Origin of the sequence: Caproiciproducens puteiluti, assembly GCF_052442865.1 — a bacterium.
Lineage (GTDB): Bacteria > Bacillota > Clostridia > Oscillospirales > Acutalibacteraceae > Caproiciproducens.
On sequence record NZ_CP194790.1, the window covers coordinates 3366816 to 3382335 of the forward strand.

Consider the following 15520-nt stretch of genomic DNA (forward strand, 5'->3'; position numbering starts at 1 on the left):
GCCTGGGAAGTCCGCAAGGACTCCCGGCCGCGAGGCTATTATAACATAAGCATGGTCAAAATTTCTGAGTTTTCTGCATTCAAATTCATTCTTTCGTCAGGTGATTGGCGCCGGATTGAAAATGCATAGATCATTGTGCAGCCCATAAACCTCGGCCCATGGCTTATAGGTTCCGCTGGCCGTATCAACAATCATATGGAACAGCCGCGTCCCGACTTCGGGAATCGTGGCATTCCCGACCGCAATGTCCCCCGCCGAAAGATCGATCAGGTCTTTCCACATATCCTTAAGGTCGTTCCGGGAACAGACCTTGACAACCGGCGCCGCGGCGAGGCCATACGGAGTTCCCCGTCCCGTCATGAACACCTGAAGCGTGATGCCGGACGCAAGCTGACAGGGGCCGCAGACAATATCGCTGGCCGGAGTAGCGGCGTAAATCATGCCGTGTTTTGTCGGGCGCTCCGCAGGGGACAGGACCTCCACGATCGGAGATTTCCCCGACTTTGCAATGGACCCCATTGCCTTTTCCACAATATTGGATAACCCGCCCTTTTTATTGCCGGGAGTGGGGTTCGCGGAACGGTCGACTCCTCCGTTTTCCAAATACCGGTCGTACCATTTCATCTCGTCGGCCAGCTTTTTCCCGACACTGTCGTCAATGCAGCGCTCCGCAATCAGGTGCACGCCGTCCCTTACCTCCGTCACCTCGGAAAACAGGACCGTCGCCCCCGCCTGGACCAGAAGGTCTGCTGCATATCCCGCGCTCGGATTTGCCGTCACGCCGGAAAACGCATCGCTGCCCCCGCACTGCATGCCGATGCACAGATCGGATAAAGGCAGCGTTTCTCTCTTTCGCGCGTTGAGTCGCTTAAGCTTTTGCTCGGCCATTTCCATAATGGCGTCCATCATAGCCTGAAATCCTGATTTGTCCTGCAACACGATAACATTTTCCGCTTTGATGTCGCCGCTGTCCAAAAGCATTTCCACAGTCAGTTTCTCACAGCCCAGCGCGACCACCATCACTTCTCCCCCGAAGTTCGGATGCCTGACCAGATTGCGCAGCGCCCGTATCGGCACCCTGGCTTCCGGAGCATTGATTGCCACCCCGCAGCCATAGGCATGGTTGATCGGCACAATGCCGTCCACGTTCGGGTACTTTGGAAGAAGTTCCTCCCTCATTCTTTTAACGGCAACGTTAAGGACGCCGGTTACACACTGAACCGTTGTGCTTATGCCAAGGATATTGCGCGTACCCGCGTATCCGCCGTCGGGATTCCGATAGCCCTCAAAGGTTTTCACCGGCGCTTGAGGCAGGTCGCTGACCAGATTGGTTCCAAACGCCATATCGTCCAGCTCCGGCAGCACGGGAAGCTGAAGCATATGCTCATTGATCCAATCCCCTTTTTTTATGCCGCTCAAAGCATATCCCAGCACTACGCCGTACCGGCGGATTTCTCCTCCTTCCGGGATATCGCACAGCGCTATTTTGTGTCCCTGAGGAATATTCTGATTGGCAAAAACGCCATCCGCCGCCTCCGTTCCTGCCGGAATTTCATGGATAGCAATGGCGACATTATCTCTGTCGCTGATTTTGATTACTCTTTTCTGAGACATAGTTCCTCCTTCCATTTCTATGCCGGATATACCGTAGAAAAGTCAGCAATTGCTCTTGCGGCACAACAAAGCCACCGGGGATTCCAGTCAGATGGAAGGGACTGGAAACCGATAAACAGAGAATCCCCACGGCTCAAAAAAGGCTGCCGCAAAACCGGCCCGACGCGGGCTGTCAAATGCATTCACCTTACCAGGCAGGGCTTTTTCGCATCGTATTTCCAGCCCGGGATCAGATATTGCATTCCCAGCGCATCGTCGCGCGCGCCAAGGCAATTTTCAAGGTAAACACGATGTGCTTTTTCCACCTGTTCCCTGTCGACTTCTATGCCAAGTCCGGGCTTAGCCGGAATTTCTATGCATCCGTCAACGATCTGGAACAGCTCCTTGGTAAGCCTTTCGATCCCCTCCTGCCAGATCCAATGGGTATCGATCGCATTGATCTTTCCGGGGGCCGCGGCGCCGCAATGGGCGACCATCGCAAGGGAAATATCGAAATGATTGTTGGAATGCGCTCCCCAGGTCAGGCCGAAATCGTTGCAAAGCTGGGCCACCCGGACAGAACCCTGCATCGTCCAGAAATGGGGGTCCGCCAGCGGGATATCAACGGACTGAAGCACAACGGAATGGCTCACCTGCCTCCAGTCCGTAGCAATCATGTTGGTCGCCGTCGGAAGACCCGTAGCACGCCGGAACTCAGCCAGTATCTCACGTCCGGAATATACACCTTCCGCTCCGCACGGGTCCTCACAATAGGTCAGGATACCGTGCATGTCTTTGCAAAGTCCGATTGCTTCTTTTAAACTCCAGGCCCCGTTGGGGTCAAGAGTGATCCTGGCTTCCGGAAAAGCCTGTTTCAGCGCACGGATGGCTTTGATTTCCTCCTTCCCTTCCAGCACGCCGCCTTTCAGTTTAAAATCCCTGAAACCATACTTTTTCTGAGCCGCCTTTGCAAGCTCGACAATGGATTCGGGAGTAAGCGCTTCTTCATGGCGGAGCCTGTACCAGCCGCAATCCGAATCCGGTTCGGAAGCGTATGCCAGATCCGTTTTTGTCCTGTCACCTATATAGAACAGATATCCCAGGAAAGGGACCTTATTTCTTACCATGCCATCCCCCAAAAGCGCGGCCACGGGTACCCCGAGAGATTTTCCCAAAAGGTCGAGCAGAGGTGCCTCGATCGCCGTGAGGACATGGATGCCCGTCCTCTGGTCAAAAGTCTGGTTTCCCCTTACGTCCGCCTCGTTTCTGCTTCCCAGCTTAGCCTTTACTTTCAGTAACGTATTCTTATACTCTCCCAGATTCGTACCGATGACCAACTCTTTTACCTCTTCCAGCGCATCGGTGATTTTCTTTCCACCGGGGACTTCCCCCACACCCGTCGCACCGCTGCTGTCCGTAAGAATAACGACGTTCCTTGTAAAATAAGGCGCGTGCGCTCCGCTCAGATTCAGTTCCATGGAATCTCTTCCCGCGACCGGAAATACTTCCATGTTTTCAATCGTTATTTTCATTCTCTTTTCCTCCCATATATTCTGTTAAATAAAACCATCATGAGCCCATACTATATCGCTTTGATATTTTTTGTAACGATCACGCTGCTGCCTGAATCCAGCACGTTCCGAATCGCCACCTGCCCCGCCCTCACCGGCGCCTTGAGCTTGACCCTTTTGATTTCCTCCATGACGTCGAATATTTTATCCTTCGGAATCATTCTGTCCAGACGGACGCTGGCAAGCGGCAGTTCCCCGTTTTCCACAAGCACGGAAGAAGCAATGTTACGCTGCGGATCCGTCAGCTCCTGCCGTACATACTCCTCGCCTTTCGGGCAGGAAGCCCCGTCGATCGAAATCACCTTTTCATCTTCGGTCTGCACCTTGATCTCACAGCCGTTTGGACAAAGGATGCACGTATATTCTCTTAACATGCCACGGCCACCTCCAAATCCGCCCGATCACTTAAGGCTTCTTTTCGCAGCGGCACCTGAATCATGCTTGCAGGCAATGCCTTTTTCATTTTCACTGTCTTTTTTACCTCTCCGCTCTGGGAAATTCTGATCTCGCAGTTTCTCATGGGCTTTTTCACCCGCAGGGAGAGGACAAAATCTTTTTTTCCGCTGATTTTCTGCGGAACCGTATAGACGATGTTGCCGTCCGTCCTGACATTCAGCCCGCATGCCTCCAGCGAATTGCACGAAACGTACCGTGCCGCCGCATCCGCCATTCTTTCCGCTTCCGTTGAAACAAAGTCAACCAGATCGTGTACCTGCAGCACGTTCCCTGCGGCAAAAATCCCATTCACATTCGTCTGACCATTTTCATCGACCACCGCGCCCTTGGTACGGCCGTCAAGATCGATCCCCGCCGCCAGAGACAATTCATTTTCAGGGATCAGCCCGACCGACAAAATCAACGTATCGCAGGAATAGTCCTTTTCCGTTCCCGGAATTACCTTCCTTTGTTCGTCGACCCTCGCGACCGTAACGCCCTCCAGGCGGGATGTTCCTTTAATCTGCGTAATGGTATGGCTTAAACAGAGCGGAATTTCATAATCATTCAGGCACTGTTCGATATTTCTCGGCAAACCGCTGGGATAAGGCTGAATTTCAAATACCGCCTTTACCTTCGCTCCCTCCAGCGTCAGTCTTCGGGCCATGATCATCCCGATGTCCCCCGACCCCAGAATGACCACTTCTTTGCCGACCATTTTATTATTCAAATTGATATAGGACTGGGCAACGCCCGCCGTGTAGATGCCCGACGGTCTTGTTCCCGGAATGCTGATGGCTCCCCGTGTCCTCTCTCTGCATCCCATGGTCAGAACAACCGCTTTGGCCCGGTACTCAAGGATTCCCTTTGGAGATACCGCGCGCACCGTTTTATTACAGGTAATGTCAATCACGGTTGCATTGGTTATGTAAGGAATCCCAAGCTCTTCCACTTCATCAATAAAGCGCTGGGCATATTCCGGTCCGCTTAAGGTCTGTTGAAACCGGGTCAGTCCGAATCCGTCATGGATGCACTGGCGCAGGATTCCCCCCAAGCTTCTTTCGCGCTCTATAATCAGGAGGTTTTTAATCCCTTTTTTATATAATTCGACCGCTGCGGCAAGCCCGGCGGGACCACCTCCGATAATAATGACGTCTCTCTGCTGAACAGCCATTATTTTCTCACCTTCCCAGTAAACATATAAGAATTTTTTCGAGAATAGAGGATTTCGGTTTCTTTTTTCTGCTGCTCTTCTTCAATCATTTTTGTAATCCGCATCTCACAGTAGCCGCCCTGGCATCTTCCCATGGTCGCCCGCGTCCTGTTTTTTATACTCTCCACAGTACAGGCGCCCAAAGGATTGTGAATCGCTGCCAAAATCTCCGACCTGGTGACATTTTCACAGCGGCAGACAATTTCCCCGTAATTCGGGTCTTTTTTAATCAGCTCTTCTTTCTCCGCCAGGCTCATTCTGCTGAATTTGCGGACCGCTTTCCGGACCGGGTTAAAATTCGGGTTCGGCTTCAGTTCCTCTCTGGCCGCCATCAGGGCGACGGCTCTTCTGGCCAGCGGAAGCGCGCTCGTAAGCCCCGGGGACTCGATCCCCACCAGATTAACGGTATTCGGTGCCTCATCCCTGGCTTCGCATACAAAGTCAAGGACCTCCCCGGTTTCCGGATCGACCCGTTTTGCCCGGATCCCCGCAAAATTTCTGATAAAGTATTCGCGCTTAACGTACCGGAACATTTTGCGTCCGTCTTCTATAAGCCCCTCAATATGTTTACTTGTGACGCCAAAATCCTCGAAATCCTCCGTTATATAGGAATCCGGTCCGATCAGTACATTGCCGTCCACAGTTGGAACCGCATGGGTGGCGAATCCTCCGTTCTCATTCGGAGCCGGATAAACGGGCATATTGATAAAGGCCCCGGCTTTTTTATCCAGGGCGATGTATTCCCCCTTGAAGCCGCGGATGACATATCCACCGATTCCAAGCATGTTTGAAATGACCCCGCTGTATAATCCGGCGCAGTTCACGACCCATCTCGTTTTGAAAACGTCCCTCTCCGTTTTGACCGCATAGATTCCGTCCGTGCGTCCGATCCCTGTCACACATTGGTCAAAAAAGAAACTGACACCGTTTGCTTTTGCATTCTCGGCCAATGCGATGTTATAGGCGATCGGGTCCAAAATTCCGGAATTCGGAGAATACATCGCAAATTCTCCTCCGGCGCTGGGGTCCAGCTCCTGCAGCCTTTTTTTGTCGATGATCTCAAGCCCGACGGCCCCGTTTGCCTCTCCCCGCGCCTGAAACCGTTTCAGGCTGGCCATATCCTTTTCATTGAATCCGACCACCACTTTTCCACAACGGCGAAACGGAACGTCCAGTTCCCTGGCCACCCGGTCAAATTCCCGGTTTCCTTCCACACAGCACTGCGCTTTCAGAGAACCTGTTTTATAAGTAAATCCGCCATGCAGCACCCCGGAGTTTCTCCCCGAATTTCCACAGGCAACATCCATTTCCTTTTCCAGAACACCGATTTTCAACTGATATCTCGCCATTTCTCTGGCAACTGCGCTCCCCACGGCGCCGGCGCCAATAATCAGCACATCAAATTGCTGCGTCATATATCTTCATTCCTTCCTCCAAAAGCAATTCCCGCCGCGCCTTCCCCCAGAAAATGGAGAAAAGAAGCCCCGGCCGGGCGATACAGCACGGGTTCTATACCGTCAAATAAGGGGTCGTTAACCTCTCCTGTTCGTCGAACGCCAGTACCTCCGGTTTATCCAAAGCCTCCACGCCCTTAAACTCGTGATTCTTTACCCTTTCATAATATTCTTCCGAAAGCATGATCTCTGAAATATGAAGGCTGTTGGGAATTCTCACCATCCGAACACGATTTTTGTCCACCTTATTCAACGTGCGGATGCAGAGCGAAACTGCTTCTTTCTCTGTCGCCACCACCACCGGAATCATAGCGGACCGAAGCACCGTGCTGGTAATGCAGTTCGGATACATCGCCTCCGGATCAATCTGCTCAAAAATTTCTTTGGTGATGCAGCTGGCCAGACCGACGCCCAGGGCGTTGCCATGCGATACCCCGCTCAGTCTTAAAAAACAGGTCCTCTGAACCTTTAGCCCTCCCGTCGCATAAGGAGTGGAAAATGTCCCTGTAATATTCGGGTCGGTCCCTGTCCCGCTGTAATTCTTACCGATTTCGTCTACCACAAGGACATCGGCACTTCCGACCAGAATGGACGGCATATTGGAAAAAGCAAATTGTAAAAGCTCTGCTTCTCTTGTCAGGATATTTTCCGGGGCAATCGCTTCAATCAGGCAGGTTTCGTCATAGGCGTTTTCCACACAGGGAACCGCGAACAAAATCGGGGCCTTTTCCAGTACTACCTTCGCCATGGAGGGAATGTTTTGCGCAATCCGGTCCATTCCATCGCTGTGGACCTCTTCCGCTCCTTTCTGCTTGCCCAGCCCCACAGTCATCATCTTGCACGGCCCGCTCTCCACCGTTCCGCGAAAGGCATTATGCGGCTTGAGCCTGCAGGAAATGATAACACCGTCGGCACCATATGCATTTTTGTCCATGTAGACGGTCCTTCCGGCATCGGAGACTCCCAGCTTTACGACTTCCATGGAGGAACGGATCTCGCAGCCCATGGATTCCTCCGTGATTCCGAACCCGGCCAGCATATCCTTCTGACCCTGCGCATTCGCTCCGCCATGGCTCCCCATGGCGGGAACGATAAAAGGAACCGCTCCTTTCAATTTGACAAAATCGGCGATTGCCTTTGTAATGATATTCACATTGCGTATTCCCCGGCTGCCCGCCGTAATGGCGATCTGCATACCGGGCCTGATTTTGGAGCCGAATTCCGGCTTAGACAATTCGCGGCTGATCAGCGGCGGAATATCCCGGGGGTCAATCCGGTCTTTCGGGAACTCCTGCTTTGCATGAAACATTTTCGGTATCGGGACGGTCTTCAGCAGAGCGGAAACCGTCCCCCCTTTTACTATCTGCATTCTCTCGCTCCTCTCTTCCATCAATTACCGCTATAAGCAAAACCCAAAGGACACAGGAATCACGGGATCGCAGCTTCAAATAATTGCAGCATGCCGGCGCTGTCAAAGGGCAAATTTTCGAAATCGGACAGCCTTTCCACGCGCTCCGGTTCCGATACAGCCGCCCACGCCGCCCTGGAGAGCCAAATTTCTTCCAGCGACCGGGTGCTGCGGACAACGACCAGCTTCAGGTCCTGGGGCCGGATTTGTCCCGCCGCCTTGACGCAGGCCTGAAAAACCAGTTTATCCGTTGCGAGCGTCGGGGGGATGTTCGCAAGGAATGGCTTCATCCCCGTCAGGGAATTGATGATCGTATATTCCTCGTCGATTGCGTCACGCAGTCTGCGGCTGATAAAATCCGCCATGCCGCATCCGCTGGCGTTTCCTCTGGAAAAGCCGGTCAGGCGCAGCACCCCGAGCGCCTCCACGTGAGGGCCGGTATTGGGCAGGCGGTTGATGGGCCGCCCCACAATCGCCGGGTCCATACCCGTCCCGGAAATCTCTTTTCCCTGTTCAAAAACGACCAGGGCATCGATTTTATCCAGATAAATGCGGGGAATCATCCCCATGGCGCGTTTCAGAATTTCCGGTTCCGTTTCCGGTATCTCTTCTTTCCGGGAAACATAGACATCCGCCAGTTGTTCATATCCGTTCTCAATAACGGATATTCCGCCGACGATTTTTAGATACTTCAGCGCAGTCAGTCCGACACGCACCATATTCTCACCGAGAAAGGGCGTCCCAAGGCTGTGTGTCATGGCGCAGCCCTTGTGCTTGGCAAGGCCGATCGCCATCATTTTGATAAGGCCGCTTTGGTATTTTTCCCGAATAGAGGTATGGGTTTTAACACGGTTGAGTAGCAGAATCCCATCGGCTTCCACTGCATTTTTATCGATATATACCGGGAGCCCCAGCTCGGTTCTTGCCACCTCGGCAACGTCCATGCAGGAAATGATCGGAGCGCCCACCGCCGCCTCTGTGATTCCCAGCTCCCGAAGCATCGCTTCCTGCCCTTCCGCCGTGCCGCCGCCATGGCTTCCCATAGCGGGCACGATAAAGGGGATTCCCCCCTTCTCTTTGACATAAGCCACGGCTGTGCGCATAATACGCTGATATTCGGCGATGCCGCGGCTGCTCCCTGTTATGGCAATACGGTCGCCTTTTTGAATCGGCAGATTCTTCCCGCGCAATAAGCCGATCAGCTTTTCTTCCGGATTTTCCAACAGCGTCCGGTCAAACAGCTGCCGGACCTTCGCCATTTTGGGGATTTCGTAGCCTTCCAGCATTTCATTCAGTTTCGCCAATGCATTTCTCTCCCTTTAATAGGCGGCGCGGACTGCAAACGATACATTATTTTTATTGGCGCGGTAGATTTGCATACTCTCCAGCGTACCGTCTGCTTCCAGCTTCTTCAGGCCGATCCTCACCGGTGATCCGGGAAGATCGGGCAGCAGATAGAGTCTGCCGTCTTTTTTCGTCGGTTTCACCTCTAAGCATTCTCCCATCGGGAGTGTCATCGGTTCGTGGTTTTCCAGAGGCTCATTCTCGTTATACAGCGCTCCAAACGAGGCGTTCTGCCAGACGGTGCCGCCGGAAGAAAACATCAGCCCTTTTTCCCGGGCCAGGTCGCGGATTTTCAGCAGATCGCCCATTGCGCTCATGCGCCCCAGCAGCGGCATCAGATGGTCCACGCCCTTTTCGGCATAGGTCTCAAAGGCAAAATAATTCCGCATGGATTCTCCAAACCCGATTTTCATATCCGCCCGATCCCGAAATTCCCTGATGGCATTCATGTCGTGGGAATGCACCGGTTCCTCGAACCATGCGGGACAATAAGGACGGATCCTGTCGGCGAAACGCAAAGCATCCTCGACGTCCCACACCTGGTTGCCATCCACAGCGATTCGGATGTCCGGACCGACTGCCTTTCTCACCAATTCTACGCGCCGCACATCGCGGTCCATATTTTTTCCCCAGTCGCTTCCGACTTTGAATTTGATGGTTTTATTGCCTTCCTCAACATAACGGACCATATCCGCCACAAGATCATCGTCATCCGACAGCAGAGAGCCGCCGCCCTTATAAATCGCGGCCCAATCCTTTGTGGCACCCAAAAACCGGTGCAGCGGTTTCCCTTCCCGCTCAGCCAATATCTCAAGCATGATGCGGTCAAACTGCCCCAAATCGCAAATCTGGCCGCTTTGGAAACCGAAATTCCGGAATTTCCAATAAAGATAATCGTACCACTCGTTATAGGTGCGGGTCTCTCCGGTCAGTACCAAGGGAAGGACGTTGGAAAGCAGGCCGGACGAGCAGAAAGTACGCCCGCAATTGCCTTCCGTATCGTACACCTCGATCCACCCCTGAAGAGGAACAAAGCTGCCGAACCCGCCGGTGGCGTCGCGCCACGGTTTTTTCACCGGCACAGGGTTCAGATTGTAGTATACAGCCTTGGAAAAAGTCAGCTTCTGATCAAATTGAAAGTAATTTTTCATTTCCACAGCCTTCTTTCGTATTTTATCGCGTACCGTCGCTTGCCCTATCGTGTCCATCTTTCCATAAGCGCGGAATAGTCGGATCAGATATTTTTCCTTGTGCTTTATGATGTAAGGCAATTATACTAACCGCAAAATTTTTCTAAAAAAATCCCGTCAAATGCAGCCTTTCGTCTCATTTTCCGGGATTTTTTTAATTTCTTTGATTAGTGAAGGCCCATGGAAGCCAAAGCCACGGCGAAGAACGAATTCAGGAACGGGAACACGGCGCCCAGAATGAACTCATGGTAATAGCCGTTTTTAACCGTCAGTCTTGTGTAGTTCAGGCGATTGATGACCGAGCCGTTATACGGCATGGAATCGAGTCCGTAGCAGGAAATATTCACAATTCTATGTAGCTGATCCGCAGGGACCCCCATCTGGAGGAACTTATTTGCAAACGCATTCAGCGCGATGCCCTCGCCTCCGGAAGCGGAGGCCGTTACCCCTGCCACAATGTTGGTAGCCAGGCACAACTGGAACAGCGGAGATCCGGGCATTTTATCCAGATTTTCAACTACGTATTTAAATCCCGGAGTAAGCTCGACAATCGCTCCGAAGCCGACGACCGCAGACACATTCATAATCGATTTCATTGTGGAGGTACAGCCGTTTGTCAGCGTTTTGCCAATGTGCTTAAATTTGCTGTAATACAGCGCGAAGCATACGACGCAGCCCAATGTCAAAGATACAAAGGGCGTAATATTAAACACATTCATTGCAATCAGCAAAACAAGGGAAGGCGCCAATGCCTTGAGAAACTGGAGATTCGAGCAGTTTTTTTCAAGAATGGCGTTGTTTAAGGACCCCGCCTCTTTATCCATCAGCTCCCCGGTGACCTCAAAACCTTCGCCTCTCTTCTCGTTTCTGCCAAGCTGGAACCAGATATACCAAGCGCCGAAAACGATGCAGGTCACTGCTGAAAGGATGCCGATCACCGGGGCTGCCTTCGGGTCGGTACCCAGGTATTTTATAGGAATCAGGTTCTGTATTGCCGGAGAGCCCGGAAGAATTGCCGTCCACATGGAACCTCCGTACACAGCCACTGCAATGACAAAATGCCAGGGGATATCCAGCTTTTTAAATATCGAGTAGCAGATCGGCGCGATGGTAAAGATTACAACAAATCCGCTGACGCCGCCGAAGGAAAGAATCGCGGTGATCAGGGACAATCCCATCAGCACCCAGTACTTTCCCGTTTTTCCACTCATCTTTTCGGTCAGACTTGAGATTTTCACCGCGATGTCCTCCGCAGCACCGCAGTCACCCAGCATGGCGCCCAAAACGCACGCGGGTAAGAACAGCAAAAAATTGTCCGTTGCAAAACCACCGAAGTCTTTCGCATAGGCTTCCCCCATGTTCTCGATGATCGGCAGCCCGGAAAACAGGAGTACGACGACCGCACTGACCGGGCCGATGATCATGATCGGGAAACCCTTGTAGACACCGACGATAAAAAGCGCCATAGCCAGCAAAATCCCCAACAGGCTCAAAACACCCATATCCATAAAATTTCTCCTTCTCAATACATTATTTCAAATTTCGCATAAGAAGCCGTTATGTTCTTTCTCACCCCAATTTCCATATTTCAAATAAAATTTCTCTGTAACCTTAATGATAGTAAAAGCCGGGACAAAACATGCTGATTTGGAAAATAAAACAGCTGCTTGGCAGCGGACCCGGACAAGGGCGCTATTTTTTTGAATAGTATTCAAAAAGACCCGCTTCCTCTATTCTGCGCTTCATTTCTTCCCACGCCGGACCTTCCGAAGGCTCGCTCGGAAGAATGGGCTTTCCTACGTCGAGCCCCAGCATGTTCGCCATATCTTTTGTCGCGGTAGGAAAGCTTACGGCATCCTGGCAGATTCTTACCGGATTCAGCCTGAACTGATCCTCTCTGGCGCCTATGTAATCGCCCGCCATGAATTTGTCATAAATACCGCACACAAGTTCCGGAAAAAGGTTTGCGATCGAACAGGCGCCCCCCGCGCAGCCCATGCAAAGCCCGCCGAAAAGCATTGTGTCTTTCCCTGAAAACACCTTGAAGTTTATGTCGCGGGTACGGCGGATCAGCTCGCTGAGCAAGGTGAAATTTCCGCTGGAATCTTTGATCCCGACAATGTTCTTTACATTTCTGGCCAGCTTTTCGACCAGGTCCGCCGTCAGGCCGAATCCGCACCTTCCCGGGTTGTTGTAGAGAAGTACATACGTATCCGGCACCGCTTCCGCGATCGTGCGAAAATGCTTGTATAGTCCCGCTTCCGTCGGCTGAATAAACATGGTTTGCAGAATCGATATCCCATCCGCGCCGGCGGCAACGGCCATTTTGGCCTCGCGAGCTCCCTGCGCCGTACCGATGGAGCCGATCCCGTAATAAACCGGAACTCTGCCCCTGTTTTCGTCCACAACAATTTTCAGGCCTCTCTCATGCTCCTTTTCATGAAACATGTAGAATTCCCCATTGCTTCCGAACACAAGGATCCCTCTTACCCCTCCGTTAATGACGCGGTTTACCATAAATCTGAGTTTGGATTCGTCAATTTCCTCTTTGTCGTCAACCGGAGTGATAAGAGGGACGATTATTCCTTTTATGTCTTCCAAATCCATAAGCGTAATCCTTTCTTCCTGCGTTGAAGTGAGTGTCCGCTGTCCCTCAGAGGACAGGGAATAGAAAATCAGCCCATGATTTTCAGGTTATTGATCTTCTCAAAATATTTGGCGATTGCAGAATGATCTTTCTTCTCAAGGCCATCCGCCTTCAGCGATTGAAGGATTTCCATCGCTTCTGCGCTGAAAGGAACGGAGATGTTCTCCGTATGCGCCGTATCCAGCACATTTTGCAGATCCTTGATGTGCAGTTCGATCCGGAAACCGGGATCGTAATTGTCGCTGAAAATCTTCGGCGACTTCTGCTCCATCACCTTGCTTCCCGCAAGGCCCTTACGGATTGCCTCAAAAACAAGCTGAGGATCCGCCCCGGCCTTTTTGGCAAAAACATAAGCCTCGCTCATAATGGAAATATTGACCGCGACAATCATCTGGTTTGCAAGCTTCGTAATATTTCCACACCCCGCGGTTCCAACATATGTCACACTGGAAGCCATGGTCATCAGCAGCTCGCGGTATTTGTCGAATACCGGTTTTTCCCCGCCGACCATGACGGCGATGGTCCCTTCAATAGCGCCCGGCTCCCCGCCGGAAACAGGAGCGTCCAGAAAATCCACGTTCAAATCCTTTAACTTTGAATAAAATTCCTTACTGGCCACCGGGCTGATGGAACTCATATCGATTACCGTCTGGCCGGCCCTGAGTCCTTCCGCAATCCCGTCTTTATCAAAAAGAGCGGAAGCGACATGCGGCGAATTCGGCAGCATGGTAATGATTACATCCGATTTTTCAGCCACCTCTTTACCGGTTGCGGCAACCTGCGCCCCCTCTGCCCGAAAGATTTCCAACGTATCCGGATTGCGGTCAAATACAATCAGTTCATAGCCCGCCTTCCGGACATTCCGGGCCATGGGTTTTCCCATGATTCCCAAGCCAATAAATCCAACTTTAAACATTTCTAAGTACCTCCTATCAGCGTTGTTTCCGTGAACATTCTCACGTTTTTCGATTGAAATTGTTAATTATTCAACAAGTAGTATCTTATAGCATTCCTCTTTTAAAATCCATTGACAGGGAATCCAACAATAAAATTTTAACTTTATAGAAAATACTTAAAATTTCAATTTGTGAAATACATTTTTCATTCGTGAAAGCAATCTGTTTTCATTTGCTTTCACTTTTATCCCGTATAGCATTTTATATAAATTTTATACATTATTATTATGTATTTTAGAATAAATATCAGTAATTATTATTATATTAGAAAGGGTTTTGGGTTCCTAACAAACCTTGACATGGTCTTCAGTGAAATGTATACTCGTTTTGTGATCTGGACAAATGGCATAAAAATTCTCTGGATCAGATATTCATACTATCTATAATTGAGCAAATAATCGGAGTCGCAAGGGAAATTGTTTGATCAGTTTGGGAGGTACATCTGTATGTCATCATCAACAATAAAGAAAATCAGAACCATCCGCTTACAAGGCATGCCTAACATCATTTGGATAGAAATAGAAACCGATGAGGGCCTGGTTGGATTGGGAGAAGCTTTCAGGGGAACGGCTGCAGTCGAGGGGGTCATTCACGGCGAGCTTGGGCCTTGGCTGATCGGGAAGGATTCCCGCCAAATCGAGTTCATCTCGTGTACCCTGACGACCCCATACGTTGGATACCACAGCTCCGGCGCGGAAGTACGCGCGGCCAGCGCGATCGATATCGCCCTCTGGGATCTGTTCGGAAAACGTCTGGGGATTCCCGTCTATGAAGCGCTTGGAGGAGCGGCAAGGCAATCCATTCCGGTCTATAATACATGTGCGGGGTATTCCTTCAACACAAGCAGCAGTGCCTACAACGCCGGGGCATCCCGAAGAAAAATCGGCGCGCAGGACGAAATGAGAGGGCCATATGACGATCAAATCGCATTCAACCGGGATGCGGGAAAATTAGCAGAGGACCTGCTGTCCGAAGGATATAAGGTCATGAAAATCTGGCCTTTTGATCCCTTTGCGTCCAAGGTGCAGGGAAACACGATTTCCCTGGAAGACCTTAAGGCCGGTTTGGAACCGTTTAGAAAGATACGGAAGGCCGTGGGTGACCGAATGGAGGTCATGTGCGAGCTGCACAGCCTTTGGAGCGTTCCGGCCGCGATCCGTATCTGCAAGGCCCTGGAAGAATACAACATTTTCTGGGCCGAAGACCCGATTTGCAAAATGGATGATATCCAATCGATCAACTACCTGCGGAGCAAAATAAACGTTCCGATTTGCGGAAGTGAAACACTGGCGGGAGCCGTTACGTTCAGGCAAATGTTCGCGCAGGGGACGTTTGATTACGCGATGCTCGATCTGGGATGGTGCGGAGGACTGACCGAGGGCAGAAAAATCGCGGCTTTAGCTGAAAGCTATGCCATTCCGATTGCCCCTCATGACTGCTCCGGACCGATTGTCCTCTGGGCCGGCATCCAGCTTTCGATGCACTCTCCCGCGGGCCTTTTCCAAGAGGTTGTCCGGGCCAATCTCGCCACCTGGTACAAAGACCTCGTAACCGACCTTCCCGTCATAAAGGACGGAAAGATTCAGTTGCCCGAAACACCGGGCATCGGAGCAAGCCTGCTTCCGGAAGTCAAGCAGCGCCAGGACGCTGTTATCCGTGAAACCTGTTAAGGCCAAGGCGGGTCTCCGACGATTTGGGGCGCTTTATCC

12 protein-coding genes are annotated in these 15520 nt (G+C 51.5%); 1 reads left to right on the forward strand and 11 read right to left on the reverse strand.

Features of this window, described 5'->3' with window-relative positions; all coding sequences use genetic code 11:
* Window positions 1-96: 96 nt before the first annotated feature.
* From garD to garR, 11 genes are all read right to left on the reverse strand, one after another.
* Complete coding sequence (gene garD, locus ACRQU7_RS16290) at window positions 97-1614, reverse strand: galactarate dehydratase (protein ID WP_444641873.1); 1518 nt, start codon at window positions 1612-1614, stop codon at window positions 97-99.
* A gap of 182 nt (window positions 1615-1796) precedes the next feature.
* On the reverse strand, window positions 1797-3125 hold the full coding sequence (locus tag ACRQU7_RS16295) for an enolase C-terminal domain-like protein (RefSeq protein WP_444641875.1): 1329 nt from the start codon (window positions 3123-3125) through the stop codon (window positions 1797-1799).
* 50 nt (window positions 3126-3175) lie between these two features.
* Entirely contained in the window at window positions 3176-3538 is a 363-nt protein-coding gene (locus tag ACRQU7_RS16300) for a DUF1667 domain-containing protein (RefSeq protein ID WP_444641877.1), read from the reverse strand.
* Complete coding sequence (locus ACRQU7_RS16305) at window positions 3532-4773, reverse strand: NAD(P)/FAD-dependent oxidoreductase (RefSeq protein WP_444641879.1); 1242 nt, start codon at window positions 4771-4773, stop codon at window positions 3532-3534. The genes ACRQU7_RS16300 and ACRQU7_RS16305 overlap by 7 nt, the downstream gene beginning before the upstream one ends.
* Entirely contained in the window at window positions 4773-6227 is a 1455-nt protein-coding gene (locus ACRQU7_RS16310) for an NAD(P)/FAD-dependent oxidoreductase (RefSeq protein ID WP_444641881.1), read from the reverse strand. The genes ACRQU7_RS16305 and ACRQU7_RS16310 overlap by 1 nt, the downstream gene beginning before the upstream one ends.
* A gap of 94 nt (window positions 6228-6321) precedes the next feature.
* Complete coding sequence (locus ACRQU7_RS16315; RefSeq protein WP_444641883.1) at window positions 6322-7635, reverse strand: hypothetical protein; 1314 nt, start codon at window positions 7633-7635, stop codon at window positions 6322-6324.
* Window positions 7636-7694: 59 nt separating this feature from the next.
* Window positions 7695-8978 carry a DUF362 domain-containing protein gene (locus ACRQU7_RS16320; protein ID WP_444641885.1) on the reverse strand — a complete coding sequence of 428 codons (1284 nt, stop codon included), beginning with the start codon at window positions 8976-8978 and terminating at the stop codon, window positions 7695-7697.
* Window positions 8979-8993: 15 nt separating this feature from the next.
* Window positions 8994-10169 (reverse strand): enolase C-terminal domain-like protein, encoded by a 1176-nt coding sequence (locus tag ACRQU7_RS16325; protein ID WP_444641887.1) that lies wholly within the window; start codon window positions 10167-10169, stop codon window positions 8994-8996.
* A 206-nt stretch (window positions 10170-10375) separates the two neighbouring features.
* Window positions 10376-11716 carry a GntP family permease gene (locus tag ACRQU7_RS16330; RefSeq protein WP_444641889.1) on the reverse strand — a complete coding sequence of 447 codons (1341 nt, stop codon included), beginning with the start codon at window positions 11714-11716 and terminating at the stop codon, window positions 10376-10378.
* A gap of 184 nt (window positions 11717-11900) precedes the next feature.
* Window positions 11901-12815 carry a dihydrodipicolinate synthase family protein gene (locus ACRQU7_RS16335; RefSeq protein WP_141826281.1) on the reverse strand — a complete coding sequence of 305 codons (915 nt, stop codon included), beginning with the start codon at window positions 12813-12815 and terminating at the stop codon, window positions 11901-11903.
* Between the two features lie 68 nt (window positions 12816-12883).
* Window positions 12884-13771: a 2-hydroxy-3-oxopropionate reductase gene (garR, locus tag ACRQU7_RS16340; RefSeq protein WP_038325795.1), complete on the reverse strand. Its 888-nt coding sequence runs from the start codon at window positions 13769-13771 to the stop codon at window positions 12884-12886.
* A 486-nt stretch (window positions 13772-14257) separates the two neighbouring features.
* Here garR and ACRQU7_RS16345 point away from each other — a divergent pair, with 486 nt between their 5' ends.
* Window positions 14258-15481, forward strand: a complete 1224-nt coding sequence (locus tag ACRQU7_RS16345) for a mandelate racemase/muconate lactonizing enzyme family protein (RefSeq protein ID WP_444641891.1) — start codon at window positions 14258-14260, stop codon at window positions 15479-15481.
* The last annotated feature ends 39 nt before the right edge of the window (window positions 15482-15520 follow it).

What these genes read in the sequence shown, in the direction of transcription:
- ACRQU7_RS16330 (WP_444641889.1), bottom strand. Translation starts at nt 11,716, where the DNA reads ATGGATATGGGTGTTTTGAGCCTGTTGGGGATTTTGCTGGCTATGGCG.
- ACRQU7_RS16335 (WP_141826281.1), bottom strand. Translation starts at nt 12,815, where the DNA reads ATGGATTTGGAAGACATAAAAGGAATAATCGTCCCTCTTATCACTCCG.
- ACRQU7_RS16300 (WP_444641877.1), bottom strand. Translation starts at nt 3,538, where the DNA reads ATGTTAAGAGAATATACGTGCATCCTTTGTCCAAACGGCTGTGAGATC.
- ACRQU7_RS16345 (WP_444641891.1), top strand. Translation starts at nt 14,258, where the DNA reads ATGTCATCATCAACAATAAAGAAAATCAGAACCATCCGCTTACAAGGC.
- ACRQU7_RS16310 (WP_444641881.1), bottom strand. Translation starts at nt 6,227, where the DNA reads ATGACGCAGCAATTTGATGTGCTGATTATTGGCGCCGGCGCCGTGGGG.
- ACRQU7_RS16295 (WP_444641875.1), bottom strand. Translation starts at nt 3,125, where the DNA reads ATGAAAATAACGATTGAAAACATGGAAGTATTTCCGGTCGCGGGAAGA.
- ACRQU7_RS16315 (WP_444641883.1), bottom strand. Translation starts at nt 7,635, where the DNA reads ATGCAGATAGTAAAAGGGGGGACGGTTTCCGCTCTGCTGAAGACCGTC.
- ACRQU7_RS16325 (WP_444641887.1), bottom strand. Translation starts at nt 10,169, where the DNA reads ATGAAAAATTACTTTCAATTTGATCAGAAGCTGACTTTTTCCAAGGCT.
- garD (WP_444641873.1), bottom strand. Translation starts at nt 1,614, where the DNA reads ATGTCTCAGAAAAGAGTAATCAAAATCAGCGACAGAGATAATGTCGCC.
- garR (WP_038325795.1), bottom strand. Translation starts at nt 13,771, where the DNA reads ATGTTTAAAGTTGGATTTATTGGCTTGGGAATCATGGGAAAACCCATG.
- ACRQU7_RS16305 (WP_444641879.1), bottom strand. Translation starts at nt 4,773, where the DNA reads ATGGCTGTTCAGCAGAGAGACGTCATTATTATCGGAGGTGGTCCCGCC.